This window comes from Streptomyces chengmaiensis (assembly GCF_029846775.1).
Taxonomy (GTDB): Bacteria; Actinomycetota; Actinomycetes; order Streptomycetales; family Streptomycetaceae; genus Streptomyces; species Streptomyces chengmaiensis.
The window spans coordinates 62,064-86,998 of record NZ_JARWBG010000027.1; the positions used below are offsets into that span (position 1 = coordinate 62,064).

21 protein-coding genes and 2 pseudogenes are annotated in these 24,935 nt (G+C 71.0%); 15 read left to right on the top strand and 8 right to left on the bottom strand.

Going from position 1 to position 24,935, the window contains the following annotated elements; all coding sequences use genetic code 11:
- Positions 1–156 precede the first annotated feature (156 nt).
- Complete coding sequence (locus QCN29_RS22340) at positions 157–1,956, top strand: serine/threonine-protein kinase (RefSeq protein ID WP_279930300.1); 1,800 nt, start codon at positions 157–159, stop codon at positions 1,954–1,956.
- A gap of 177 nt (positions 1,957–2,133) precedes the next feature.
- On the opposite strand, the gene QCN29_RS22345 is transcribed toward QCN29_RS22340, so the two are convergent.
- Complete coding sequence (locus QCN29_RS22345) at positions 2,134–2,943, bottom strand: SGNH/GDSL hydrolase family protein (protein WP_279930302.1); 810 nt, start codon at positions 2,941–2,943, stop codon at positions 2,134–2,136.
- A gap of 196 nt (positions 2,944–3,139) precedes the next feature.
- Here QCN29_RS22345 and QCN29_RS22350 point away from each other — a divergent pair, with 196 nt between their 5' ends.
- From QCN29_RS22350 to QCN29_RS22370, 5 genes are all read left to right on the top strand, one after another.
- Positions 3,140–3,628, top strand: coding sequence for a hypothetical protein (locus QCN29_RS22350; protein ID WP_279930305.1), 489 nt, complete (start codon positions 3,140–3,142; stop codon positions 3,626–3,628).
- 375 nt (positions 3,629–4,003) lie between these two features.
- The gene (locus QCN29_RS22355) at positions 4,004–4,849 is read left to right on the top strand and encodes a glycosyltransferase family 2 protein (protein ID WP_279930307.1); all 846 of its coding nucleotides are present in this window, start codon (positions 4,004–4,006) and stop codon (positions 4,847–4,849) included.
- Complete coding sequence (locus QCN29_RS22360; RefSeq protein ID WP_279930309.1) at positions 4,846–5,958, top strand: glycosyltransferase family 2 protein; 1,113 nt, start codon at positions 4,846–4,848, stop codon at positions 5,956–5,958. Before QCN29_RS22355 ends, QCN29_RS22360 begins: the two co-directional genes overlap by 4 nt.
- A 23-nt stretch (positions 5,959–5,981) precedes the next feature.
- Positions 5,982–6,782, top strand: a complete 801-nt coding sequence (locus tag QCN29_RS22365; protein WP_398859707.1) for a polysaccharide deacetylase family protein — start codon at positions 5,982–5,984, stop codon at positions 6,780–6,782.
- A gap of 84 nt (positions 6,783–6,866) precedes the next feature.
- Complete coding sequence (locus tag QCN29_RS22370; RefSeq protein WP_279930314.1) at positions 6,867–7,961, top strand: DUF5925 domain-containing protein; 1,095 nt, start codon at positions 6,867–6,869, stop codon at positions 7,959–7,961.
- Between the two features lie 197 nt (positions 7,962–8,158).
- On the opposite strand, the gene QCN29_RS22375 is transcribed toward QCN29_RS22370, so the two are convergent.
- Positions 8,159–8,533: a GntR family transcriptional regulator gene (locus tag QCN29_RS22375; RefSeq protein ID WP_279930317.1), complete on the bottom strand. Its 375-nt coding sequence runs from the start codon at positions 8,531–8,533 to the stop codon at positions 8,159–8,161.
- 45 nt (positions 8,534–8,578) lie between these two features.
- Complete coding sequence (locus QCN29_RS22380) at positions 8,579–9,175, bottom strand: helix-turn-helix domain-containing protein (protein WP_240136526.1); 597 nt, start codon at positions 9,173–9,175, stop codon at positions 8,579–8,581.
- A 126-nt stretch (positions 9,176–9,301) separates the two neighbouring features.
- Between QCN29_RS22380 and QCN29_RS22385 the strand changes: the two genes are divergently transcribed.
- From QCN29_RS22385 to QCN29_RS22405, 5 genes are all read left to right on the top strand, one after another.
- Positions 9,302–9,937, top strand: a complete 636-nt coding sequence (locus QCN29_RS22385; RefSeq protein ID WP_279930319.1) for a class I SAM-dependent methyltransferase — start codon at positions 9,302–9,304, stop codon at positions 9,935–9,937.
- Between the two features lie 70 nt (positions 9,938–10,007).
- Positions 10,008–10,358, top strand: a complete 351-nt coding sequence (locus QCN29_RS36895) for a hypothetical protein (protein WP_318036733.1) — start codon at positions 10,008–10,010, stop codon at positions 10,356–10,358.
- Positions 10,359–10,446: 88 nt separating this feature from the next.
- Positions 10,447–11,370, top strand: coding sequence for a GNAT family N-acetyltransferase (locus QCN29_RS22395; protein ID WP_279930321.1), 924 nt, complete (start codon positions 10,447–10,449; stop codon positions 11,368–11,370).
- Positions 11,351–11,833 (top strand): DUF402 domain-containing protein, encoded by a 483-nt coding sequence (locus tag QCN29_RS22400; RefSeq protein WP_279930323.1) that lies wholly within the window; start codon positions 11,351–11,353, stop codon positions 11,831–11,833. The genes QCN29_RS22395 and QCN29_RS22400 overlap by 20 nt, the downstream gene beginning before the upstream one ends.
- A gap of 126 nt (positions 11,834–11,959) precedes the next feature.
- Positions 11,960–12,313 carry a hypothetical protein gene (locus QCN29_RS22405; protein WP_279930324.1) on the top strand — a complete coding sequence of 118 codons (354 nt, stop codon included), beginning with the start codon at positions 11,960–11,962 and terminating at the stop codon, positions 12,311–12,313.
- A gap of 333 nt (positions 12,314–12,646) precedes the next feature.
- Here QCN29_RS22405 and QCN29_RS22410 read toward each other — a convergent pair whose 3' ends face one another.
- Positions 12,647–13,474, bottom strand: a complete 828-nt coding sequence (locus QCN29_RS22410; protein WP_279930351.1) for an ATP-grasp domain-containing protein — start codon at positions 13,472–13,474, stop codon at positions 12,647–12,649.
- 530 nt (positions 13,475–14,004) lie between these two features.
- On the opposite strand from QCN29_RS22410, the gene QCN29_RS22415 reads away from it, so the two are divergent.
- Entirely contained in the window at positions 14,005–15,063 is a 1,059-nt protein-coding gene (locus tag QCN29_RS22415) for a lytic polysaccharide monooxygenase (protein ID WP_279930326.1), read from the top strand.
- Positions 15,064–15,087: 24 nt separating this feature from the next.
- Here QCN29_RS22415 and QCN29_RS22420 read toward each other — a convergent pair whose 3' ends face one another.
- The 3 genes from QCN29_RS22420 to QCN29_RS22430 form a co-directional block, all read right to left on the bottom strand.
- Positions 15,088–15,954 carry an esterase/lipase family protein gene (locus QCN29_RS22420; RefSeq protein WP_279930327.1) on the bottom strand — a complete coding sequence of 289 codons (867 nt, stop codon included), beginning with the start codon at positions 15,952–15,954 and terminating at the stop codon, positions 15,088–15,090.
- Between the two features lie 197 nt (positions 15,955–16,151).
- Positions 16,152–17,117, bottom strand: coding sequence for a DNA polymerase Y family protein (locus QCN29_RS22425; RefSeq protein ID WP_279930328.1), 966 nt, complete (start codon positions 17,115–17,117; stop codon positions 16,152–16,154).
- Positions 17,114–20,665 (bottom strand): DNA polymerase III subunit alpha, encoded by a 3,552-nt coding sequence (locus tag QCN29_RS22430; protein WP_279930329.1) that lies wholly within the window; start codon positions 20,663–20,665, stop codon positions 17,114–17,116. The genes QCN29_RS22425 and QCN29_RS22430 overlap by 4 nt, the downstream gene beginning before the upstream one ends.
- A 167-nt stretch (positions 20,666–20,832) precedes the next feature.
- Between QCN29_RS22430 and QCN29_RS22435 the strand changes: the two genes are divergently transcribed.
- From QCN29_RS22435 to QCN29_RS22445, 3 genes and pseudogenes are all read left to right on the top strand, one after another.
- Positions 20,833–21,879, top strand: a complete 1,047-nt coding sequence (locus QCN29_RS22435; protein WP_279930330.1) for an ABC transporter permease — start codon at positions 20,833–20,835, stop codon at positions 21,877–21,879.
- Positions 21,880–21,948: 69 nt separating this feature from the next.
- A pseudogene (locus QCN29_RS22440) lies at positions 21,949–22,557 on the top strand (SPFH domain-containing protein); the annotation flags it as partial.
- A gap of 87 nt (positions 22,558–22,644) precedes the next feature.
- Positions 22,645–23,439 (top strand): annotated as a pseudogene (locus QCN29_RS22445) (serine/threonine-protein kinase); the annotation flags it as partial.
- A gap of 105 nt (positions 23,440–23,544) precedes the next feature.
- Here QCN29_RS22445 and QCN29_RS22450 read toward each other — a convergent pair.
- Positions 23,545–24,630, bottom strand: a complete 1,086-nt coding sequence (locus QCN29_RS22450) for a S1 family peptidase (protein ID WP_279930332.1) — start codon at positions 24,628–24,630, stop codon at positions 23,545–23,547.
- Between the last annotated feature and the right edge of the window lie 305 nt (positions 24,631–24,935).

The window sequence follows — 24,935 nt, forward strand, 5'->3', positions numbered from 1 at the left end:
ACTCGTGTATCCCGGTAGGCGGATTCCCCGTTCGGGTAGGAATGTTGACACCTGTTCGGCGGGCACCCTCCCAAGGGGGCGGCAACAGAGCCGAGTTGAGCTAACTTGGAGTGGTTTCCACCGTGATGCCGCTTAGCTGCGGATGGGGGGCTCGCCATGAGCGATGTGCCGGGGAATGGGCAGGGGGACGCGGGGGCGGGCGGTGCGGGGCGTCTGATCGCAGGGCGCTACCGGCTGCTCGGCCCGCTGGGCGAGGGCGGGATGGGCGTGGTGTGGCGCGCCCGTGATGAACTCCTCGGCCGCGAGATCGCGGTGAAGGAGGTCCGCGCGCCGGCGGCGCTGGGCGCGGTGGACGAGCGGCGGCTGTACGCACGGCTGGAGCGGGAGGCCTGGGCGGCGGCACGTGTCTCGCACCGCAATGTGGTGACCGTGCACGACGTGGCGATGCAGGACGGCCGGCCCTGGATCGTGATGGAACTGGTGCGCGGTCTCGCCCTGAGCGACGTGCTGGAGGCGGAGGGGCCGCTGCCGCCTCGGCGGGCGGCGCACATCGGCGCGGAGGTGCTGGCCGCGCTGCGGGCCGCGCACGCGGCAGGGGTGCTGCACCGCGATGTGAAGCCGGGCAATGTCCTCATCGCCAACGACGGCCGGGTGGTGCTCACCGACTTCGGGATCGCGACGGTGGAGGGGAGCACCCAGCTGACGATGACGGGCGAGCTGGTCGGCTCTCCTGAGTTCCTCGCCCCGGAGCGGGCGCTGGGCCGGGAGCCGGGGCCGGAGTCCGATCTGTGGTCGCTCGGGGTGCTGCTGTACGCGGCGGTCGAGGGCAGTTCCCCGTTCCGGCAGAACACGCTCCTGGGCACCCTGCGGGCGGTGGTGGAGCAGGAGCTGCCGCCGCCGCGGTGGGCGGGCGAGCTGACGCCGGTCCTCGTGGGGCTGCTGCGCAAGGACCCGGCGGAGCGGATGCCCGCCGAGGAGGCGGAGCGGCGGCTGCGGGAGGTGGGAGCAGGCGGCTCCGCGCGTACGGAGTCGCCGCCGACTCCCGCGACGCCGCCGGGGCCCGGAGCGTCGTACAGCCCGACGGTGGCGGCCTCGGGCACTGGGCCTGCGGCGGCCTCGCTGCCCGATCCGGTGACGGTGGGCGCGGCGACCACAGCGGCCGGGGCTGCGGCCCCCGACCGCTCGCGGCGTGCGACGCGGGCGCTCGCGGCCGCGGCGGCCGTGCTGCTGCTGGTGATCGGCGGCACGGCCTGGGCGCTGCTGAGCGCGGGTGACGGCAAGGACGAGGGCGGGACGGCGAGCGAGGGCGGCAGTTCTCTCCCGCCCGCCTCGCAGAGCACCAACGGCGCGAACGGCACTGACAGCACGGACGGCACGGGCGGCGCAGGCTCCGGTGAGACCGCCCCGGGCGGGGGCGCGGGCGCCGACGGCGGCACGTCGTACGGAAACGGCGACGGCGACGGCGACGGGAACGGTGGAGGCGGGGGCAACGGAGGGAACGGGGAGAACGGCCACGGCGGCACGACGGATATGCCGGCCCAGTCCGTCGACGTCCACGCGGCCGCCGTGCGGGCCGACTACACCGGCCCGTGCCCGCCGCCCCGGGAGCAGGCCCCGCACTTCCAGGCGACCATCACGGTGGGCCGCACCCCGGCGGAGGTCGAGTACCGCTGGGTGACCGACAGCGGCACGAGCACCGGCATGGGGCGGCCGACGCCCTGGAAGTCACTTGTGTTCGCCGAGGGCGGGCCGAAGCGGCAGTATGTCAACCACACCGAGCTGACCCACCGCCAGGGCGAGACGCACCGGGACCGAATCGCCGTGGAGGTCCGCAGTCCCGTGCGGGCACGTTCGGCCTGGGTCGGCTTCTGGGTCGCCTGCGAACAGAAGGAGACGCCGACGGGTGAGCCCTCCTACTCCGCGGATGGCGGGAGCCCTGCGGCGGGGGGCGAGTGACGGGGTGCTCCCCCGCCCCCTCCCGGACCGGGGCTCCGTCCCACGCCCGGTCACGGGGGCTCCACCCCCGGGCCCCGCTCCTCGAACGCCGGAGGGGCTGGAGTTCAGCCCCTCCGGCCCCCACGCACCCGGGGCGCAGAGGGAGGGCGGGGGAAGACACACTCGGCTGCCGGGGGCCTACGCGTGTGACCTGAACACCGGCAGATACCCACCCGACTGCCCCGCAGCCGTCGGATGGTACGACTCGCTGATGTTGAACCAGTTCAGGCTGTGCAGCCACGACGCCCCCGAGCAGATCTCATGCCCGGTGAACCCCGGCACGACATCCGCGAAGTCAAAGCCGTGGTCGGCTGCACGCTTGGCCGTCGCGGCGTTGAGGTGGTCCGCCGCGTCGTTGATGGCGGCCCGTTTGCGCTCGCTCAGGCCGAGCGAGCAGCTGCCGCCCAGCTTGTAGAAGCGCGGGTAGCCCAGGACGACCACGCGGGCGGACGGCGCCTTGGCGCTGATCGCCGCGTACACCGCGTCGAGTTTGCCCGGCAGGGTGGTGTCGACGTATGCCTTCGCCTCGTCGATGCGGTTGAGGCAGGCGGAGTCGGACTGCAGGACGCAGGTGGTCATGACGTCCGCGAAGCCGGCGTCGTTGCCGCCGACGGTGATGGAGACGAGATCGGTGCCGGAGTTCACCGGGCCGAGCTGGCTGGCTGTCACATCATCTGTGCGGGCGCCCGCACAGGCGGTGAAGGCGAAGGACGACGGCGCGTTCGCGTCGGCCCAGAGCCGGGGGTAGGCGCGGGTGCTGCGCTTGCAGCCGCCGCTGGAGCTGTCGTAGCTGCCGGCGCCGAGTCCGGAGGAGTACGAGTCGCCGAGGGCTGCGTAGTCCACCGCCTGCGTGGTGGAGTCGGCCTGCGCAGCGCCCGCTCCCGTGAGGGCGAGGACGGCGGAGAGGAGGAGCGAGGACGAGAGTGCCGCGGCTCGGGACAGTTTCATGGAACCTCCCTTTTGCAGGATCTCTGCTTCACCGTCGTAGCAGCCGCCCCCGCCGACCGGAAGTGTCCATGCCAAGAAGTTCGGGAGATCCCCCCTTCGGCCGTCCTTCGTTCATACGAAGGCTCCTTGACGGAGCGTCGCCGACTCAGCAGCATTGAGGTTCGGGCATCCGACGCCTTGGGGGGCAAAGTCGGTCATGCAGACGGTCAGTGACAAGCCATCGGCGGTCGGGACGGACCTCCTGCCGGTGCTTGCGGGGGCGGCGGCTGCGGTCTCGGGGGTCGGCATCACGCTGGCTCTCATGGAGGCGCACTCGCCACTGCGCGCCCCCTTCGTTCTCTTCTCTCTGTTCGCAGGGCCCGCCTGCGGGCTCGCCGCGGCGCTGCCGCGGCGGCTGGACGCGGCGACCCGCGCAGCGACGGCCAGCGCCGGCGCGCTCCTCATCGATCTCGCGGCCGGCCACGCGGTCGTCGTCGAAGAGCTCCTGACGGCCGGCCAGGCAGTGGTCGCCGTCGCCGCGCTCACCGCTCTGACCCCGCTCGCGGCGGCGGCGCGGCGGCGCGTCCGCGATGCGGAGTCGAATGGTCGGCCGATCTCGAGTCGACTGATCGCTTCCGACAGGGAGCCAAGCGAATTCGATCAGTCCGTTCCGGATTCGATACCTAATTCGGTATCAGAAAAGTAAAAGAGCGAGGCTTCCGTCTAGGTCTTGCCATACAGTCTTAAACATCAATATCGTCATACACCGACCCGCAACGGTCCAACTTGCAAGGCGGCTCAAGGGGAGGGCTTAGGCGTCGCGTTGGACCGACTGGGGGTGCGGTAGGGGGGTGCCGTCAGCGGCTTTCACCCGTCGATTCGAGCGTCGATTCTCCATGCCCGAAATCGTTTCGCCCGATTCAGCGGGGCCAGTCGCACAACGGCCGGTCATGTCTGCTCAACCGTTCTCCACGAGGCTTGCCTCGTCATGGACGGAGGAGAACAACCCCCCTTTCAAACCGGAAACTCATCCGGGCCGCCCGGGGGTGGGCGGTCCACCGGTGGAGAGGGAGAAAGACGTATGAGCTCAGCGCTGCGTCCCGCAGCAGCCGAACAGCAGTCGGCGAGCCAATCCGCACGAATAGTCGATAACTATCGACCGATCTCCTCGCATCTGGCGATCGCCCCGCCGGTGAGCGTGGTGATTCCTGCGATGAACGAGGCGGAGAATCTTCCGCATGTGTTCAAGACGCTGCCGGACTGGATTCATGAAGTCGTACTGGTGGACGGAAATTCCACCGACGACACGGTCGAGGTGGCCCGCGAGCTGCGGCCGGACGTCAAAGTCGTCCAGCAGGTCGGCAAGGGCAAGGGCGATGCGCTCATCAGCGGGTTCGCGGCCTGCACGGGCGACATCATCGTCATGGTCGACGCCGATGGCTCGGCCAACGGCGAGGAGATCGTCTCGTATGTCTCCGCCCTGGTCTCCGGCGCGGACTTCGCCAAGGGCTCGCGCTTCGCCAACGGCGGCGGCACGGACGACATGACCCCGATCCGCAAGCTCGGCAACCGCATCCTGTGCGCCGCCGTCAACGCCAAGTTCGGGGCCCGCTACACCGACCTGTGCTACGGGTACAACGCCTTCTGGCGGCACTGCCTGGACAGCATCAGCCTCGACTGCACCGGCTTCGAGATCGAGACCCTGATGAACATCCGCGTCGTCAAGGCGGGGCTGCGGGTCCAGGAGGTGCCCAGCCACGAGTACCTGCGCATCCACGGCGTCAGCAACCTCAGAGCCGTACGCGACGGGCTGCGCGTACTGAAGGTGATCACGAAGGAGAAGGGTGTCCGCAGAGCGGCGCGCCGCAGGCCGGCCGTCACTCTGAACGTCAAGAGCGTCCAATCGGCCCGGGGAGAGCTCTCTTGAGCCAGCCCCACTCGGACGACAACCCTCACGACCGGCGGTTCTCGGTGGTGGTCTGCGTCTACACCGAGGACCGCTGGGAGGACATCCTGGCGGCCGTCGGCTCGGTGCGCGGCCAGTCGCTGCCGCCGTTGGAGACCCTGCTGGTGGTCGACCACAACCCTGCCCTGCTCACCCGGCTCCGCGAGAAGTTCGAGGAGTCCCCGGAGCAGCGGCAGGGCGAGGGGGGCCGCCGCCGGGCGGAAGGTGAGGAGGTGCGGGTGCTCGCCAACGCGGGCCCCCGCGGCCTCTCCTCCGGCCGCAACACCGGAATCGCCGCCGCCCGCGGCGAGTTCGTCGCCTTCCTCGACGACGACGCCGTCGCCGAACGGGACTGGCTGCGCCGCTTCGCGGAAGCCTACGACGACGAGCGGGTCGTGGCGGTCGGCGGGCGCACGCTGCCCGCCTGGGCCTCCGGCCGCAGACCGGCCTGGTTCCCGGAGGAGTTCGACTGGATCGTCGGCTGCACCTACCGGGGGCTGCCGCCCGGCCGGGTGCGGGTGCGCAATGTGCTGGGCGGGAACGCCTCCTTCCGGCGCAGCGCGTTCGACGCTTCGGGCGGCTTCGCCACCGGAATCGGACGCGACGGCGACCGCAGACCGCTGGGGTGTGAGGAGACCGAGCTGTGCATCCGGCTCGCCTCCGCACTGCCCGGCGCGGTCCTGCTGATCGACGACCGTGCGGTGATCCACCACAAGGTGCCGCGCGCCCGTGAGAGGTTCGGCTACTTCCGCACCCGCGCCTACGCCGAAGGGCTCTCCAAGGCCCTGGTGGCCCGCAGCGTCGGGGCCGGCAGAGGACTGGCGTCCGAACGCCGGTACACCACCCGGGTGCTGCCGGCCGGTGTCGTCCGCGGAGTGCGCGACGCCCTGCTGGGCCGCGCGGGCGGCGCGGGCCGGGCAGGCGCCATCGTCGCGGGGGTGGCCGCGGCGGCCGGCGGCTATGCAGTGGGCAGCGTCCGGGCCCGCAGAGGAGCCGTGACCTTCTCGTCCGGACCGATCCGCCGGCCGGAGCCGTCCGCGGCGGAGACGGCCGGACCCCCGCAACCGATCCAGGAAGGCGCACCGGGGTGACCAGCCCGACCGTCCCCGTCCTCATGTACCACGCGGTGGGGCAGGAGCCGTCCGACGCCGCCTACGGCCTGTCCGTGTCCCCCTCCGCCTTCGCGGAACAGACGCGGCTGCTCGCCGAGCGCGGCTTCACCGCGCTGACCACGGGGCAGCTGGGCGACGCCTGGCGGCCCGGCGGCCCGCCGCTGCCGCGGCGGCCCGTGCTGATCACCTTCGACGACGGCTACGAGGGCGTGCACCGGCACGCCCTCCCCGTCCTCGCCGAGCACGGCTTCGTCTCGACCGTGTTCGTCTCGACGGGCTGGCTGCGCGGCCCGTACGACGAGGGCGGTGCGCTCGACACCATGCTCGACTGGAGCCAGGTGCGGGAGCTGGCCGCCGCGGGCATGGAGATCGGCGGCCACACCCACACCCATCCCCAGCTCGACCAGCTCGACGACGCGCTGCTGTGGTACGAGACCGTGCGCTGCCGGGACCTGATCGCCAGGGAGTTGGGGGTCCGTCCGACGTCCTTCGCCTACCCGTACGGCTACTCCAGCCGCCGGGTGCGCCATGCGGTCCGGGCGGCGGGCTTCGCCCAGTCCCTCGCGGTGGGCAATGCCCTGGCCCGGCCCCGACAGGGGCCGTACGCCCTGGAACGGCTCACCGTGCGCCGCTCCACGAGCATCGCGGAGTTCGGCCGCATGCTCGACTCCGGACCCCTGGGTGTGGCCCGCGCCTTCGCGAAGGACCGCGCCCTCACCAAGGGGTACGCGGTCGTGCGGCGTACCCGCCGGGCGTACACACTGCTCACCGAGTCCGGAAGGGCATCAGGGACGGCTGACTGATGCACGGGGGCGCACCGGCGCGGGATGGGGCATCGCCGGGCAAAAGCCCGTGCGCGCGGCGGCGCGGTGCCGGATCATGGGCGCATGCCTGCCAAGCCTCATGACGCTCTGCCGATCCGGCTCAACGTCGACGACAGCGATTCACCGTCCGATGTCGTCGACGCGCTGTTCCTCGGCCGGTTCGCGACGGGCGAGCAGCCGTACTCGCACAGCTCCACGATCGACCGCGTCAAGCCGGGCGCCACCCTGCTGCCGCCGTCCGCGTCCGTGCTGCGCACCGCGCGCGACGACGACCGCAGCGCCGTGCTCGCCGAAGGGGACGGCTGGACGCTGCTGGTGTCCCGGTGGAACAGGGGCGCGGACGTCAGCGTCACCGCCGTCACCTCCGAACTGGCCGAGAAGGTGCTGGGGCAGGCCACGGACGGGGCGCACGACGAACCCGAGCCGCAGCCGGAGAACGTGACCATGGGGTTCTGGTACGTCTCGCCGCGCCGGGGCCCGCACCGGACCACCCGGCAGATCACCGCCGGGGCCTGGGACGACGTCAGGCCCAACTACACCGCGCCGGTGGCAGACGCGATGGACCGGCTGATGAAGATGACGCCGGACGACATCTCGGGACGGCTGCTGCTGCTCCACGGCCCGCCGGGCACCGGCAAGACCACCGCGCTGCGCACGCTGGCCCGCTCCTGGCGCGACTGGTGCCAGGTGGACTGTGTGCTGGACCCGGAGCGGCTCTTCAACGACGTCGGCTATCTGATGGACATCGCCATCGGCGAGGACGAGGGCACGGCGCGGGGCCGCTGGCGGCTGCTGCTCCTGGAGGACTGCGATGAACTGATCCGCGGCGAGGCCCGGCACACCGCGGGCCAGGCGCTGTCCCGGCTGCTCAACCTCACGGACGGTCTGCTGGGGCAGGGCCGCAATGTGCTGGTGGGGGTCACCACCAACGAGGACCTGGAACGCCTCCACCCGGCGGTGGTACGGCCCGGCCGGTGCCTGGCGCGCATCGAGGTGGGCGCGCTGACCCGCACGGAGGCGGTGAACTGGCTGGGCACGGAGGAGGGCGTGGACCGCGAGGGGGCGACCCTGGCGGAGCTTTTCGCGCTGCGGCGGGGCACGTCGCCCGCGTCCGTCCCCGCGCAGAACACGACGGCGGACGCGGGGCTGTATCTCTGACGGCGTCCGGGCGGTTTCCAGGGGTCGTCCCCCAACCGGGGCTTTCGCCTCGGCCCCCCGGCGCTTGAAGCACCGGGGCTGGGAAAGCAGCCCGTCCGGCGCTTGAGGCTTGAGGGCACGGCCGAAGACCGTACGGGGCCGAAGGCGGAGCCCAGGTTCGGGAAGGGGCGGCAGAGGAAGGACCCCAAAGGTCCCGGCTACTCGCCGTACACCGCGCGGAGCGCGTCACGCGCCGCGTCCAGGGCCGCGTCATGAGGCCGGCCCAGACGGTGGGCGCGTTCCGCGAAGGCCTTGGCCGCGGCTGCCAGTTCACGCTGCGCCGCGTCACCCGCCGCGGCGATGAAGGTTCCGTGACGGCCGCGGGTCTCGATCACTCCGTCGGACTCCAGCACGCGATACGCCTTGGCGACGGTGTTCGCGGCCAGACCGAGTTCCTCTGCGAGGCCGCGGACCGTCGGCATCCGGTAGCCCACGGGCAGCGCGCCTGACCGGGCCTGCTCGGCGATCTGCGCGCGGAGCTGTTCGTACGGGGCGGCGGAGGAGTCCGCGGCGATGGCGATCTTCAAGGTCATCCGCCGATTCTCCCCCGGCCGCGCCCCCGGCGCCCGGGACCTCTCTCACTCGGCGAAGCCATGCCTCGGCGCCGCGCGGACATGCGCGCGCTCGCCCTGCTTCCCGATGAGGCTCAGGTATTCCACGGGACCGGCTCCGGTGGCCCCGAACCAGTGCGGGGTGCGTGTGTCGAACTCCGCGGCCTCCCCGGGCTTGAGGACGATGTCGTGTTCGCCGAGCACCAGGCGGAGCGTTCCGTTGAGGACATAGACCCAGTCGTAGCCCTCGTGGGTGCGCAGGTCGGGTTCGGCGTCGTCGCTTCCGGTCGGGAGGACGAACTTGTAGGCCTGGATCCCTCCGGGCTTACGGGTCAGCGGCAGGATGACCGAGCCGTCGCTGCACGAGACGGGACGCAGATTGACGCGGGGGTCGCCGGTCGGCGGCGCGTCGACGAGTTCATCGAGTGTGACCCCGTGGGCGCGAGCGAGCGGTAGCAGCTGGCCGAGCGTGGGACGTCGCAGCCCCGCCTCGAGCCGGGACAGGGTGCTGGTGGAGATGCCGGTCTCCTCTGCGAGATCGGCGAGCGTGACGTCTCGATGCAGCCGAAGGCGTTTCAACCTCGGCCCGACGGCGTCAAGGGTGCGGTCAATGGCTTCATCCACTCTTCTATTTTGCCATTCGGCAACAGTGTTTGCACTTCTGCCTTCTCTGTCCGCACCGTGAGGACGCACCGAGGAGCGCACCCGCAGAGGGGTGCACAAGATCGTCGCGAACGAGGAGGGCGTCCTGTGACACACGGATTCGACAGGGACTACTGGGAGCGGCACTGGCAACAGGGGCGCGCCGGGGGGCCCGGGTCCCTGGGCGGCAACCCGCCGAACCCGTACCTGGCTCGTGAGACCGGCGGCCTTGCACCGGGCACGGCGCTGGATGCGGGATGCGGCAGCGGCGCCGAGGCGATCTGGCTCGCCTCCCGCGGCTGGCATGTCACCGCGGCCGACATCTCACCCCGGGCCCTTGCACACGCGGCCGAGCGCGCGGCGACGAGCGGGGCCCCCGAGCGATTGCGGTGGGTCGAGGCGGACCTGGCCGTCTGGCGCCCGGATGCACCCTTCGACCTGGTCATGACCCACTACGCCCACCCGGCCATGCCTCAGCTGGAGTTCTACGACCGCATCGCCGGATGGGTAGCTCCCGGCGGCACGCTGCTCATCGTGGGACACCTGCACACCCCGGGGTCCACCGGCCACGGACGCCGCCCTCCCGCCGAGGCGTCGGCCACCTCCGCGGCCGTCACCGCGCGCATGGACGCCGGGGAGTGGGAGATCGTCACCGCCGAAGAGCACCTCCGCACGCTCACCGGCCACGGCGGCCGAACCGTCCCCCTCCATGACGTCGTCGTGCGCGCCACCCGACGCCGGTAGTCACACCGTCCGACAGCGCCGGGCCCCTGCTTCGGCGCCGATCCCCCTTGCCCTCTTGAAAGGAATCCCTGTGAGCACGAACCGCTCCCCGGACGCGGGAGCCCCCGAGCCGACGACCATCCAGGGCCCACGGCAACGGCGTACGGTCCTGGTCGGGGTCTGCATCGCGCTCATGGCGGTCATCGCCTCGGTGTCGGGGCTGAACATCGCCCAGCCGGAGCTCACCGTGGCGTTCGACGCCTCGCAGACCGAGGTCCTGTTTCGAGTGGCGAGTGCGGCGGCAGGCCTCGCGACATCGTCCGAGATCATGCTCGCTGCGCGTTCCCTCAGCGGCGTGTGTGGTCATGGCGGTCCTGTTCCGTGCACGTTCTCGTGCGCGGCCCGCGGCAGCGGCCCCGGGGTCCGGAGGCGACAGCAGTGAATCCGTCGGCCTCCGTCAGGCGGCGCGCTTGTCGGACACCCGAAAATGAGAGGCGGCACGCCGCAGACGGCACGTAGCGTCGACGTCCATGACTGTGATCGTGCGTGACTTCCGGCCCGAGGATGCGACGGCCGTCTGCCGCATCAGAAGGGCCGCGGTGCCCTTCTTGGTGACGACCCCGCGGTCCGTCCTCCACAGCGTGGAGGGCGCCCACCCCGACAGGAGGCAGCGGCTGCTGGTCGCCGAACTGAACGGGGAGATCATCGCCCAGGCGTACGCAGGTCTCGCACACGACGCCCCCGAGCTGGGACAGGCGTACGTCAATCCGCAGACCCACCCCGATCATCTGGGGTCGGGGGCCGGCGGGCTGCTGCTGCGCACCGCGGAGGAGCATCTCACCGCCGAGGGCGCACGGGAGGTCTTCGCCTGGGTCACCGACGAGCCGCGCAGTCTGGCCTTCGCCGAGAAGCGCGGCTACCGGCCCTCCCGCTCCTCCTTCTTCCAGCGCCTCGACCTGGTGCACACCCCGCTGCCCGAGCTGCCCGAACGGCTGCCGCCGGGGGTGGAGCTGCGGACCGCCGCCGGCTTCGCGGCAGATCCGCGCCCGCTCTTCCGGGCGGACGCCGAGGTCACGGCCGATGAGCCGGGCGACATCGGCGTGGCGCTGAGCGACTACGAGGCATGGCTGGCCGACGTCTGGCACAACCCGCTGCTGGACCGCGAGCTGACCACGGTCGTCCTCGTGGACGGCGAGGTCGCGGCCTTCACCGCGGCCCACACCGACGGCGGCACCCGCTATGCGACCGGTATGACGGGAACGCTGCGGGCCCACCGCGGCCGGGGGTTCGCCAAGCTCGCCAAGACCCACTCGCTGCGCCGGGCCCGCGACGCCGGGTACACGGACGCGTTCACCGGGAATGACACCGGCAACGCCCCGATGCTGGCGGTGAACAAGTGGTTCGGCTACCAGATCTGCGCCTCGGAGGTCCGCCATGTCCGCACGCTCGGTTGAGGTACGCCTGGTCAAGTCCGGCCGTACGAAAATCCGTTACGGGGCCGAACTGCTGGCCGACGACGGCGTACGGCTCACCGTCCGGGCCCCCTGGGCGGGCGAGGGCGGCCGCGACTTCGGGTTCGTACGCTTCGAGCCGGGCGATGTCTTCACCGAGCACTACTGGCGGGACCGCTGGTACTCGGTGAAGGAGGTCCGCACCGGGGACGGGATGCTGAAAGGCTGGTACTGCGATGTGAACCGCCCGGTGGCGTTCTCTGGCGGTGAGCTGACCGCGGAGGATCTGGACCTGGATCTGTGGGTGTCGCACGACGGCGCAACCGTGCTGCGGCTGGACGAGGACGAGTTCGCGGCGAGCGGTCTCGCGGAGCGCGACCCGGAGGCCGCGGAGCAGGCCGTGCAGGCGCTGGACGAGCTGGAGTTGATGGCGCGGCTGGGCAAGCTGACCGATCTGCTCGCATAGGAGGCGCCCGGGGAAGCGGTTCAGTCCGCAGAGAGGGAGCTGCCCTGTCCGACTACAAGGATCTTGCGCTGTCCGCTCTCACCACCCGCCTGAACCGTCAGGAAGCCGACGAGGTTGGATGGCTTCATGGTGAGGCGAAAGCGGGAGAAGAAGTGGGGACCTCCCTTCGGCATGCCGAAGGACATCGTCCTGCTCGCGACGCCGGAAGGCTGGCGTCACAGTGTCCTCTCCGTGGAAGGCGGGATGTTCTGCGGACGCCTCGCCGACGTGCCGGTCAACGCCGACCCAGCCGAGGCACAGGCCGCCGCGGCGGCCATGGTGGTGGGACTCGCACACGACTTCCACGACACTGACGTCGACGTGACCTGGGATCCGCCCCGGGAACCCGGGTCCTGGACCGCCCAGGTCACCGATGCCGCGACCCCGCCGAACACCTGTGGTGTGCCGCAGCACGATAACCGTCACCAAGATCTGTGCTGACCTGCGGGATCTGCGTAGGTGGATGTCCGGTCTCGCTGAAGGTGAGGCATAGCGGCTCCCTGACCTGCACGCCTCGGACCGAGCGAGACGACCGGTGCGTATCGTCTCGTTCAACCCGAACTGCTACGGGCAGATTCGCCCGCAGCGGTGAGCCGCTCGCCTTCGGTGTCTCAGCCAATGTGAGGTGCCGAGGGCAGACGCCTCGAATGGAGCAGGACTGCCTCGCCTCCAGCGAGACCGGGCAGTGGAGCGCGGTAGTTGTCACCAGATCGGCACGGCGCTTGGCAGCGATCGTCGGGCGGCGCGGTTGCTGTCAGTGATCACACCGGCATTTCAGCCAGCCAGGTGAGCGCCCTCGATGTTCTGGCAGAACGGGCGGTCTCGCTCGGCCATCTGTGTCCGCGGGCCGGCTGAGCGCAGGACGACGTCCAGGACCCGGTCAGGGTCTGCGGCGTAGCAATTGCTGAACCACGCCATGTTCGCCTCGACCACCGCCCACTGGTCGGCGGCGCCGTGCTCAGGCGTGGCAAGGAGTCCGATGTCCACCACCACCGCGCTGGGCAGGCCACCGCCGCTCGTGGCCAGGAGATCGTCCGCGAACTCCAGGACAGCGTCTTCATACCGGTGCCCGTCCAGCCGCTCGGCCTCGAGATGGCCGAAGGTGGCGTACTGTGAACCCGTGCGGACCTCGCCGTCCAGGAGGTACAGGCGGAACTCCACTGCCCAGGTCACCACATCGCTGATCTGTACCGGCACGTCCGGTGATAGCTCCGGCCCTGTCGGGAGGCAACTGCCGCTGGCGTAGACGGCGGCCGGGAAGCTTTTGTCACTCGGCGGCTTGACGAACGCTGGCCGGGACAGACGGCCCGCCTCGCCCAGGGTCGCCATGGCGATGTGCCGACCGGTGTACTCGTAGGGCAGTGTGGCCAGCCAGTCGTCAGATGGCTCCAAGAGCGCGACTTCAAGGGCATCCACAATGCGCGCCGCGAAAGCAGGGCCGCCGTAGTAGTGGCCACCACGCTTTTCCATGGCGGTGCCCGCACCACCATGGGCGGGAAGCGCTTCTACCTCCATCCCCCGCCGATGCGCCGCCGTCGAGAGCAGCTCGGATGTCGTGGTGTATTGCGGCGCCAACGCCAGGAAACCGTGCTCAGTCACGATCGCTGACGATGCCACCGATTCGGCCGCACGGTCCACAGGATTCGGGCCCACACCTACTCACGGCCACGAGGGGCAGTGAGCGTCATCGCCTTGACCGGTCCTGTCTCATGCCGTCGGTGAGCCTCAACAGCAGCCAAGTCAGAGCGCTTGTGGACGGCCTGAATGGGCGAGGTGCCCGGCGACGTTCACAACGAAGGGATACGCGGTGGCAGTCGGGAGTCGAACGGGGAGCCGTCCCCAGAGGACACGGGACGGCTCCCCATGGACGACTGCGGACGGAGTCCGCCGGAACGGAGTGGTCAGGCGGGCGTCGGCGGGCGTCGTCCTGAGCCCCCTCTTAGCCGTTCCTTAACGCGACCATAAGGATCGCCATCTCCCCCTCCCATCAGGCGATTTCGCGGTTTCGGGCGGCTAGTTTGCTGATCGCCGGGGCGAGGTTCGAGTGGACGGCGCCGCAGTCCACGGGGGCCGCGCCGTCTGTGCGAGCACCGCCCCGGGTCCCCTCACGCTGCTCGAAGGAGAAACACGTCATGACCGTTCGCCGCAAGGTCGCCCCGGTCGCCGTCCTCGGCGTCGTACCGCTCGCGCTGGCGGGGCTGTCCGCTGCTCCCGCCGCCGCGCACGGCTCGATGACGGATCCGGTCAGCCGGGTTTCCGCCTGTTACGCAGAGGGGCCGGAGAGCCCGCAGTCGGCGGCCTGCAAGGCGGCGATCGCGGCCAGCGGGACGCAGGCCTTCTACGACTGGAACGAGGTCAACATCGGCGACGCCGCGGGCAGGCACCGTCAGATCGTCCCGGACGGGAAGCTGTGCAGTGCGGGCCGCGACAAGTACAAGGGACTGGATCTGCCGCGCGCCGACTGGCCTGCGTCCAAGCTGGGCTCCGGCGGCCACACTTTCCGCTACAAGGCGACGGCCCCGCACCGGGGCGGGTTCGAGCTGTACATCACCAAGGACGGCTATGACCCGACGAAGCCGCTGAAGTGGTCGGATCTGGAGGAGAAGCCGTTCGCCACGGTCGCCGACCCCAAGCTGGTGAACGGCGAGTACGTCTTCGAGGGCGTCGTGCCGAAGAAGTCCGGCCGGCATCTGATCTACTCGATCTGGCAGCGCTCGGACTCCCCCGAGGCCTTCTACACCTGCTCCGACGTCGTCTTCGGCGAGGACGGCGGCGGGGGCGCGCCCGCGCCGGCCCCGTCCGCTCCCACCGAGGAGCAGATCGAGGCCGGCACGGACAAGTCGACGGTGTCGCACGGCGGGCACGGCGGTGACGAGCACGGTGAGCACGCGCCGCAGGAGCAGAACCAGGAGCGGAAGCAGGAGGCGCCGGCTCCGGCGGAGAAGCCCGCCGGGAAGCCCGCGGACGACAAGACCGCCGAGAACGCCCAGAACGCCGAGAAGCTCGCGGCGGAGCCGCCCGCCCCCGGGAGCAACGCCCCCGAGGCGAACGGCTCCGCAGGCGGCGAGAAGCTCGCCGCGACCGGCGGCGACAGCGGCACCGCGTACCTTGCGGTCGGCGGGGCCGCGGTGCTGGCCCTCGGCTCGGCGATGCTGTTCGCCACGGTGCGCCGCAAGGCCGTCGGCCGCTGACCCGACGGCGTCGGGCCGGGGGGCTCAGGGCCGGTCGAAGACCGAGGCGCACGTCGTCCGCGTGGCGTGCGCCGGGTCCAGGGCGTTGGTCACCTCGTGGAAGGCGATCCGGTCGAACAGCCCGATCGCCACATGCTCCGAGAAGTCCAGGAGACACAGGTCCTGGACCACGACGTTGTGTACGTTCGGCCCGTCGAGGAACGAGGAGCGGTACGGGGTGACCACCTCGTCGTACTTGGTGACGATGACGGTGTACTGCACTCCGGGCACGGTGTCCCCGCCCTCGTTGAGCTTGGTGAGGAAGGGCGAGCCGGCGATCTGGTCGGCAAGGGCGGGGGTCTTCTCGGAGATCAGGTCGGCGGCGCCGGGGAAGTACGGCAGCAGCCCGCTCAGTCCGTGCAGCGTGGAGCCGTGGTTGCTGGGGGCGAGGCCGACCAGGGCGTTCACCTTGTCCGCGCCGCCGAGGAACTTGAGGTAGTAGCGCGGCATCATGCCGCCCTGGGAGTGTCCCACCAGGTCTGCCTTTGCCGCTCCGGTCGCGTCGAGCACCTTGTCGACATAGGCGTCGAGCTGCTCGGCCGACTTGTCGATGGGGCCGATCCCGTGGAAGAAGGGCACGTTCGGGAGCTGCCCGTAGTCGAGGGAGAAGACGCAGTAGCCGCGCTTGACGAGATAGGGCGCGAGGCCGAGCCAGTTGTCGATGGAGTTGCCGAAGGTTCCGTGTACGAGGATGACGGGCCGGGGATGGGCGGCGGACGGCTTGCAGGAGTAGTTGTTCCAGCCGCTGCTGGGGGCGGAGCCGGCATGGGCAGCGGCTGCGGGGACGAGGGCGAAGGCGATGGCCAGCAGCAGGGCGGTCAGGAGTCTGCGGGCGTGTTTCCAGGGCAGCATCGATCAGTCTCCTTGCGGCTCAAGGGAGAAGTGATGGCATGGTCATGACATCAGCGCCCAGGCGTGGGGGTGCGCCTGATGGCTGTAACTGCTGCGCTCAGGTCAAGTTACGCACAAGTAGGAAGTGCTTGGGAAGTTACGCGTCGGTAAAAACTGAAGGCGCATCACCTGCGTGAAGCCCGCCGCACGGGCAGCCGTCATGCGGCGAGGGAACCCCGAATGACCGCCTTCGGGCCAAACCTGGCCCTGGCCCGGTCCGCGACCGCCTCGATCCGGCGCGCCCGCTCGTCCTCCGGGTCGAGCGACAGCTGCCGGGCGGCCCGTTCGGCCGGGGTGAGGTCCTCCGCACGCAGCGTCAGGCCCCGCACCCTGGCCCGCTGCAGTCCGAGCGAGCCGAGGAGGCGGTATGCGGCGGAGGTGAGCGCGGCCGAGTGGGCGCTCGGCTCGCGCAGGGCGCGGGAGCGGGTGGTGGTCGACCGGTCCGCGTACCGCACGACCAGGGTCAGCGACCGGCACACCTGCTTCTCGGCACGCATCCTGGCGCCCAGTTCCTCCGTGATCGACAACAGTGCGCGCCGGTGCCGCTCCGGGTCCAGTTCATCAAGCGGGAAGGACCGTTCGGCGGCGAGGGAGCGGGCAGCGGCGTTCGGGACGACCGCCGTGCGGTCGATGCCGTGCGACCGCTCCCACAGCTCGCGCCCGGCACGCGCCCCGACGATCCGCTGGAGCACGGCGAGCGGTGCGGCGGCGACCCGGTCGACGGAGTCGAGACCGTAGCCGCACAGCGTACGGGCCGTCGCGGGGCCGACGCCCTCCAGCGCGGCGACCGGCTTGCCGTGCAGGAAGCGGGCCGCGTCCTCCTCAGGCACCGCCAGGGTGGCGCCGGGCTCGGCGGCCCGCGCCGCCATCTTCGCGAGCATCGGGTTGGGGCCCGCGCCGATGGCGCAGTCGACGCCGCAGTGCGCGAGCGCCCGCACCCGCAGCAGCGAGGCGAGTTCGGCCGCGTCCCGGCCGAAGTACCGCTGGGCCCCGCGGATGTCGACGAGCGCGGCATCGGGCGGCAGCGCCTGCACCGCCGGACTGATGTCGCCGATCAGCGCGAGCAGTTCGGGCAGCGCCGCCTCGTGCATCGGAGGCAGCCGGAAGCGGACATAGAGGATCATCCTGCGCTCCCGGGGCTCTGGTGCCACAGCTTCCTGCCCACGGCCCGTCCGGTGGCGGCCTTCTCACCCGGAGGCTGGAGGTCCGCCCAGGGGTTGAGCTCATAGCCGGTCGACAGGGTGATGCGGCGGCCGCTGTCGGCCGACTGCTGCCGGGCGTCACCGTCCCCCGACTGCTGCTGCCGGGCGTCACCATCTCCCGACGACTGCTGCCGGGCGTCACCGCTCCCCGGCTGCTGCTGCCGGGCCAGCCGGGCCGCGACCGCGTCGAGCCCTCCCGTACGCCGCAGTTCGATCAGCTCCGCCAGGTTCCAGGCAGCCGCGCCGACCACGCTGAGGCTGCGCGGCCCGCGCCGCTGCACCGTGCCGCGCACCAGCAGCAGCCAGGAGTGGAAGACGGTGTGGGCGCACGCCTCGTGGCTGTCGTCGAAGAAGGCGAGGTCGACCAGGCCGGTGCCGTCGTCGAGGGTGGTGAACACGACCCGCTTGCCGGACCGGACCGGCGGGGTCTGGGTGGCCGCCTTCGCGCCCGCGACCAGCACGGTCTGCCCGTGCGGAGCGGCGCGCAGCCGACGGGCGGAGACCACGCCCAGCTCCTCCAGGAAGGCTTGGTGATCCCCCATCAGATGGTGGGAGACATCCATGGAGAGCACGCCCAGTTCGGCGCTCAGCCGCTCGGCGTCGCTGAGGTCGGGCAGTCCGATGCGGGCGGTCCGCTGTCCGTCGGAGAGCGGGAGCTGACTGCCGTACGCCCCGGCGGCACGGTGTCCTCGGTGGAGTTCGGCGAGATGCAGCAGCAGATCGCGCCGGTTCGCGCCGAAGGCGTCCAGCGCGCCGACCTGGGCGAGCCGTTCGGCGATCGGGCGGCTGGGGCGGGCCCGCTCCCAGAAGTCCCGCAGGGAGGTGTAGGGCTGTCCGGCCTCGATACGGGCGGCCTCGGCCTCGGTGACGCCATGGACGTCGGCGAGCCCGAGCCGGAGTCCCCACGCCCCGGAGGCCCCGTATTCACCCTTTCCACCAGACACCAGTTCGATGTGGTGTGCGACTGCCGAGCGGTTCACATCCAGCGGCAGCACCGGCACCCCGCGCCGCCGGGCGTCCGCCAGCAGCAGCCGCTTGGGATACATGCCGGGGTCATGGGTGAGCAGCCCGGCGTAGAAGGCGGCCGGATGGTGCGCCTTGAGCCAGGCCGACTGATAGGTGGGCACGGCGAAGGCGACGGCGTGCGCCTTGCAGAAGCCGTACGAGCCGAACGCCTCGACGATCTCCCAGGTGCGGTCGACGACCTCCGGCGCATAGCCCCTGGCCTTCGCCCGCTGGGCGAACCATGCCTTGATCGCACCCTGTGACTCGGGGTGGGAGAGTCCGCGCCGCACCCGGTCGGCCTCGTCCCGGCCGCAGCCGGTCATGATGTGCAGCATCTCGATGATCTGCTCATGGAAGACGACGACGCCGTAGGTCTCCTTCAGCGGCTCCTCCAGATCGGGGTGCGGATAGCGGATGGGCGCCCGGCCGTGCCGGGCCTCGATGAACGGCCGCACCATGTCGGCCGCGACGGGGCCCGGCCGGAACAGCGAGATGTCGACGACCAGATCATGGAAGGTCGACGGCTGGAGCCTGCCGACCAGATCGCGCTGGCCGGGCGACTCGATCTGGAAGCAGCCCAGCGTCTCGGCCGATCTGATCAGCTCATATGTTGCCGGGTCGCCCGGCCTGACCTGCTCCGGGTCGTCGAGGTCGAACTCCCGGCCCGTCGTACGGCGCAGTTCGGCGACCGCGTGCGCCATCGCCGACTGCATCCGCACACCGAGGACGTCGAGTTTGAGCAGCCCGAGGTCTTCCACGTCGTCCTTGTCGAACTGCGACATGGGCAGGGACTCCCCGCTGGTGGGCACCACCGGGGTACGGGTCAGCAGCGAGGCGTCGGAGAGCAGCACCCCGCACGGGTGCATGGCGACCCCGCGCGGCAGCGCGTCCAGCGCCTCGACCAGCTCCCACAGCCTCCCGTGCTTCTCCCGCCGCTCGGCGAGGGTGCGCAGTTCGGGCAGTTCGTCCAGGGCGGCGCCGGCGTCGCGGGCCCGGATGTGCGGAAAGGACTTGGCGATCTCGTCGATCTCGGCCGGGTCCATGGAGAGCGCGGCCCCCACGTCCCGTACCGCATGGCGCACCCGGTAGGTCTCGGGCATGGCGACGGTCGCGACCCGCTCCTCGCCGAAGCGCTCGATGATGGCGCGGTAGACCTCGATCCGGCGGGCGGACTCCACGTCGATGTCGATGTCGGGCAGCACGGAGCGCCGCTTGGACAGGAAGCGCTCCATCAGCAGTCCCTGTTCGACGGGGTCGGCATGGGCGATGCCGAGGAGGTGGTTGACCAGCGAGCCCGCGCCGGAGCCTCGTGCGGCGACCCGGATTCCCCTCGCCCGGATGTCGTCGACCACCTGGGCGACGGTGAGGAAGTAGGAGGCATAGCCCCAGTGGGCGATGATGTCCAGTTCGTGGTGCATCCGCTCCCAGTAGGCGCGGCGGCCGTCATAGCCGCGCAGCACCATGCCTGCGGCGGCGCGGGAGGCGAGCACCCGCTGCGGGGTGCGGCGGTCCGCGCCGACCAGATGCGGCTCCGGGAAGTGGACCGTGCCGAGGCCCAGGTCGTCTTCGGGGTCGACGAGGCATTCGGCGGCGCTCTCCTCGGTCATGGCGAGCAGCCGGTGCGCGGTGTCGCGGCGGAATCCGGCGGCCTCGGCGGTCTGCTCGGCGAGGCGGGCCATGGCGGCCGGGTCCTTGAGCCAGCGCTCCCCGCTGTCGAGGCCCTTGGAGGGGTCGATGGGGACCAGGCGGCGGGCGGCGTCCAGGACGTCGGCCACCGGCCCCTGGCCGGGGTCGGCGTACCGTACGGCGTTCGTCAGCACGGCCCGTACGCCCTGCTGGGCGGCGAAGCCGAGGGTGCGGGCGGCCTGGCGCAGCGAGCCGGGGACGGTGCCGGTGCGGCCGTGGTCCACGACTTCCAGGCGCAGCCGGTCGCCGTACCGCTCCTGCCAGGGGGCGAGCAGTCTGGCCGCGCGGTCGGGGCGGCCTGCGGTCAGGGCGCGGCCGACGTCGGAGGCGGGGCCGAGCAGTACGGTCAGCTCATCGCCGCTGTTGTCGTCCCAGGGAAGCAGCGGGCTGCCGGCGTCGGCGGCCGCATGGGCGGCGCCGACCATCCGGCACAGCCGGGCCCAGCCCGCGCGGGAGCGGGCGAGGAAGACAGCGCGGGGGGCGGTCTCGTCCACGAAGGCGCCGCCGCGCACGGGGGTGCGCCGCCGCTCGGCCGGCCGGTCCTCGACGGGGGCGCGGTCGCTGATCGCGAGGTCCACGCCGAACAGCGGCCGGATGCCCACACCCTCCTTCGCACACGCCTTGGCGAAGCGGACCGCGCCGGCGAGGGTGTCGCGGTCGGTCAGCGCGAGGGCGTCCATACCCCGTTCGGCGGCACGCTCGGCCAGCCGCTCCGGGTGGGAAGCCCCGTAGCGCAGGGAGAACCCGGAAACGGTGTGCAGATGCGTGAAGCCGGGCACCCGCACCTCCTGGATCAGTCCGTCTCACCTCCCCCTCCTCCACCACCATAGACCAAGTTTCGAACATTCGTACGATGCATGGCGGCACTGCCCCTCCACGCCGGCTCCTCAGCCATCCAGCCCCCTCCCACCTGCGGGAACGCCGAGTGGCACGGAGCGTTGAGGCCATGAGGTTCGCGGATGAGCTGAGGAACGCCGTCACCCCCCGGGCCGCCGCGCTCGTCATCGGCGTGCTCGCTCTCCAGCTGCTGTTCATCGCCTCGTACATCGGCGCGCTGCACCATCCGGACCCCAAGGACGTCAAGGTCGCGGTGGTCGCGCCCCCGCAGGCGGCGGAGCAGGCGATCGAGCGGCTGCGGGCACTGCCGGGCGATCCGCTGGACCCCCGTGCGCTCACCGACGAGCAGGACGCGCGCGGGCAGATGCTCCAGCGGGACATCGACGCGGCGCTGCTGATCGACCCCCGGTCGACGGAGGACACCCTGCTGACCGCCTCCGGCCAGGGCGCCGCAGAGACCCGCGCCCTGATCAGGATCTTCGAACAAGTGGAGCGGGCACAGCAGCGCACCCTGGCCGTCGAGGACGTCGCCCCCGCGTCCGCCGGGGACGCGGGCGGGCTCTCCTCCTTCTATCTGGTGGTCGGCTGGTGCGTGGGCGGCTATCTCTGCGCCGCGGTCCTGGCGATCAGCGCGGGCGCCCGGCCCGCCAACAGCTCCCGCGCCCTGCTCCGGCTCGCGGTGATGGCCCTGTACTCCGTCGTCTCCGGCCTCCTCGGCGCGGTGATCGCGGGCCCCGTCCTGGGCGCCCTGCCGGGCAGTGTCGCCGCGCTGTGGGGCCTCGGCGCCCTTGTCGTCTTCGCGGTCGGCGCGGCCACCCTGGCCCTCCAGTCGCTCTTCGGGATCGTGGGCATCGGCCTGGCCATCCTGCTGGTCGTGATCGCCGGCAACCCCAGCGCGGGCGGCGCGGTCCCCGGCCCCCTGCTCCCCGACTTCTGGCGCTCCATCGGCCCGGCCCTCCCCCCGGGCGCGGGCACCTGGACCGCCCGCTCCATCGCCTACTTCCTGGGCAACGCGGTCATGGGCCCGCTGCTCGTCCTGTCCGCCTGGGCCGCGGTCGGCACCTCGATCACCCTGATCATGGCCTCCCTGCGCCGCAACGGCGAGGAGGACGGGGGACCGGTGGGGGCGGGGACTTCCCCACGCGCCCCAGCGTGATCTGACACACTCGGCATCGGCAACTCGGGGTTTCTCCGGGGCACTTGCGGTGGTGGGGGCGTGAGAACAATGGATGTATGGCTGATCGTCAGCATCGTTGCGGCGGTACCGGTCTTCCTCGCCCTGATCAAGTCGGTCCAGATCATCCCGCAAGGCAGCGCCGCCATCGTCGAACGGTTCGGACGCCACACCCGCACGTTGAACGCGGGCCTGCACATCGTCGTCCCGTTCATCGACTCGATCCGCAACCGGATCGATCTGCGCGAGCAGGTCGTGCCTTTCCCGCCCCAGCCGGTGATCACCCAGGACAACCTGGTCGTCAACATCGACACCGTCATCTACTACCTGGTCATCGACGCCCGCGCCGCGACGTATGGCGTGGCCAGCTACATCCATGCCATCGAGCAGCTCACCGTCACCACCCTGCGGAAGTTCGTCGGCCGCATGGACCTGGAGCGGACTCTGGCCTCCCGCCAGGAGATCAACGCCGCCCTGGGCAAAATCGTCGAAGAAGCCGCCATCGCATGGGGCATCCGCGTCAACCGCATCGAGCTGAAGGCCATCGAGCTTCCCGCCGCCATCCTGGAGTCGATGGAGAGGCAGATGCGCGCCGACAGCGACAAGCGCACAGCGATCCTGGAGGCCGAGGCAGAGCACGAAGTGGCCGCCATCCGCGCCCGGAACATGTCTGCTCACCGTGCAGCGCCCGAACACGAACCGCTGGGACCGGCGGACCCACAGCGCATCGGCCGGTACGTCCTCACCCACCGGCTGGGGCAAGGAGGCATGGGAACGGTCTACTTGGGACGGTCGCAGGGCGGTCGTCAGGTCGCGGTCAAGCTGATCAAGAAGGAACACGCCGACGACACCGAGTTCCGGCGGCGGTTCGCCCGCGAGATCAACGCCGTACGGCAGGTCGGGGGCTTCTTCACGGCGCATGTGGTGGACGCGGACCCGGACGCCGAGCAGCCCTGGCTCGTCACCGAATACATCCCCGGCCCGTCACTGCGTGATGTGATCCGCCACCACGGCCCACTCCCGGCGAACACACTGCGCAGCCTCGCCGTGGGAGTCGCCGAGGCACTCGAGTGGATCCACAAGTGCGACGTCATCCACCGCGACCTCAAGCCGAGCAACATCATCCTGTCGCTGTCCGGTCCCCGCGTCATCGACTTCGGCATCGCCCGCACCAGCGACGGCACCCCGCTCACCCGCACCAACGCCATCATCGGCACCAAGGGATTCCTCGCACCCGAGCAGTACACGGGTGCCGCCCTCACCCCGGCCACCGACGTCTACGCATTGGGCATGGTGCTGTGCCATGCCGCCGGCGCCGCTCCCTTTCCCGACCGCGTGCCGCGTAACGCCGCCCTGAGCATGCTGCCTGCAGCCCTGGCGCCGGTGGTGACCCGATGTCTGGAAACCGACCCTCTTCGGCGTCCCAGCCCGGCCCAAATCCTCGCGGATCTCTCTCACGGCCACGCCACGACCGACGCCTGGCTGCCACGGCCGGTGCGTGCTCTGATCGAACTGCACAGCGCCCGCACACACGGGGGCTGAGGACGATTGACGTCCGCCCCGGAGCCAGGGTGTCCGGGGCGGGCGTCAATCGTCAGGCGTCAATCGTCAGGCGTCAACGGCCGGGCGTCGACCGGCAGTCAGAGCTCAGCCGATCTCCGCGCCGTACACCGCCAGCGCCTCGGACACCGGCTGGAAGAACGTCTCGCCGCCGAAGGAGCAGTCGCCGCTGCCGCCCGAGGTCAGACCGATCGCGGTGTCGCCCGCGAAGAGGGAGCCGCCGCTGTCGCCCGGCTCGGCGCAGACGTTCGTCTGGATGAGACCGTTGACGATGTCGCCGTTGCCGTAGTTGACCGTGGCGTCGAGGCCGGTTACCTGGCCGCTGCGGACCTGGGTGGTGGAGCCGCTGCGCTGGACTCCCATGCCGACCGTGGCCTCGCCCGCGCCGGTTATCCGCCGGGCGGTGCCGTTGTAGAGGTTGACCTGGCTCGGCTGCGGGGCGTTGTCGTCGTACTTGACGAGCGCGAAGTCGTTGCCGGGGAACTGCGAGTCGAGCATCGTGCCGATCGGCCCGCCGCCGCGGGAGTCGGACCAGCGGCTGCCGGACTGCCCGCAGTGGCCGGCGGTGAGGAAGTGCGGCTCGCCGTTCCTGAGGACGTTGAAGCCGAGGGAGCAGCGGCCCCCGCCCGAGAAGATGGCGTCCCCGCCGGAGGCGAAGGGCTTGAACTCCCCGGCGGACTTCTTCAGTTCCGCCTTCCCTCCGAGCGTCTCGACGACCCGGCTGAGCCGGTCCCACTCCGCGCCCTCGACCGTGCGGTCCGCGGTGACGACCACCTTGTTGGAGACCGGGTCCACCGCCCATGAGGTGCCGGGGATGGTCGCCTTGTCTGTGAGGGTCTGCCGGGCCGACTTCAGTTCGGCCTGGGAGTTCTCCACGACCCTCGCCTTGCCGCCCGCCTTGCGCACGGTCTGCGCCGCGGACTCGTCGACGACGTTCACCACGAGGGCCCGCGCCTCGGCGTCGTAGTACACACCCGCTCCGTCTGCGCCCAGGTCCTGCTGCAGCGTTGAGGCGAGCTTTCCGGCCGCGGTCGCGGAGAGGGTCTTCGCCTTGAACTCCTTGGGCGAGTCCGTGGCATTCGCACTCTGGAAGGTGACGCCCGCGGCGACCACGGCGAGAATCGCCCCTCCCGCCATCGCCACTTTCCTTTTGGGCATGCGTCGGTGCTTCAACACAACCTCCTGTGGGGGGCCGCGTCCGAGCCAGTGGGGTGGTCGAACGCGGAGGATCGCCCCCCACTATTCCGATGTCGATCGCCCACACACAAGGTCGACTTCAGGACGCCCACACGACAACTGAGCGGTGGTCACAGGACCTTCACCACCTCGATCACCACAGGTCGATTCCGTTTGCGAACACCACGTGCAATCGCGCCATGGGCATTGCGTAAGGACTAGTCCTGTCCGGTTTTCAACCATGGGGAAGGCCCCCGCCCGGCTGCCGACTGCCGGACGGGGGCCTGCTTGCCGGGCGCGGG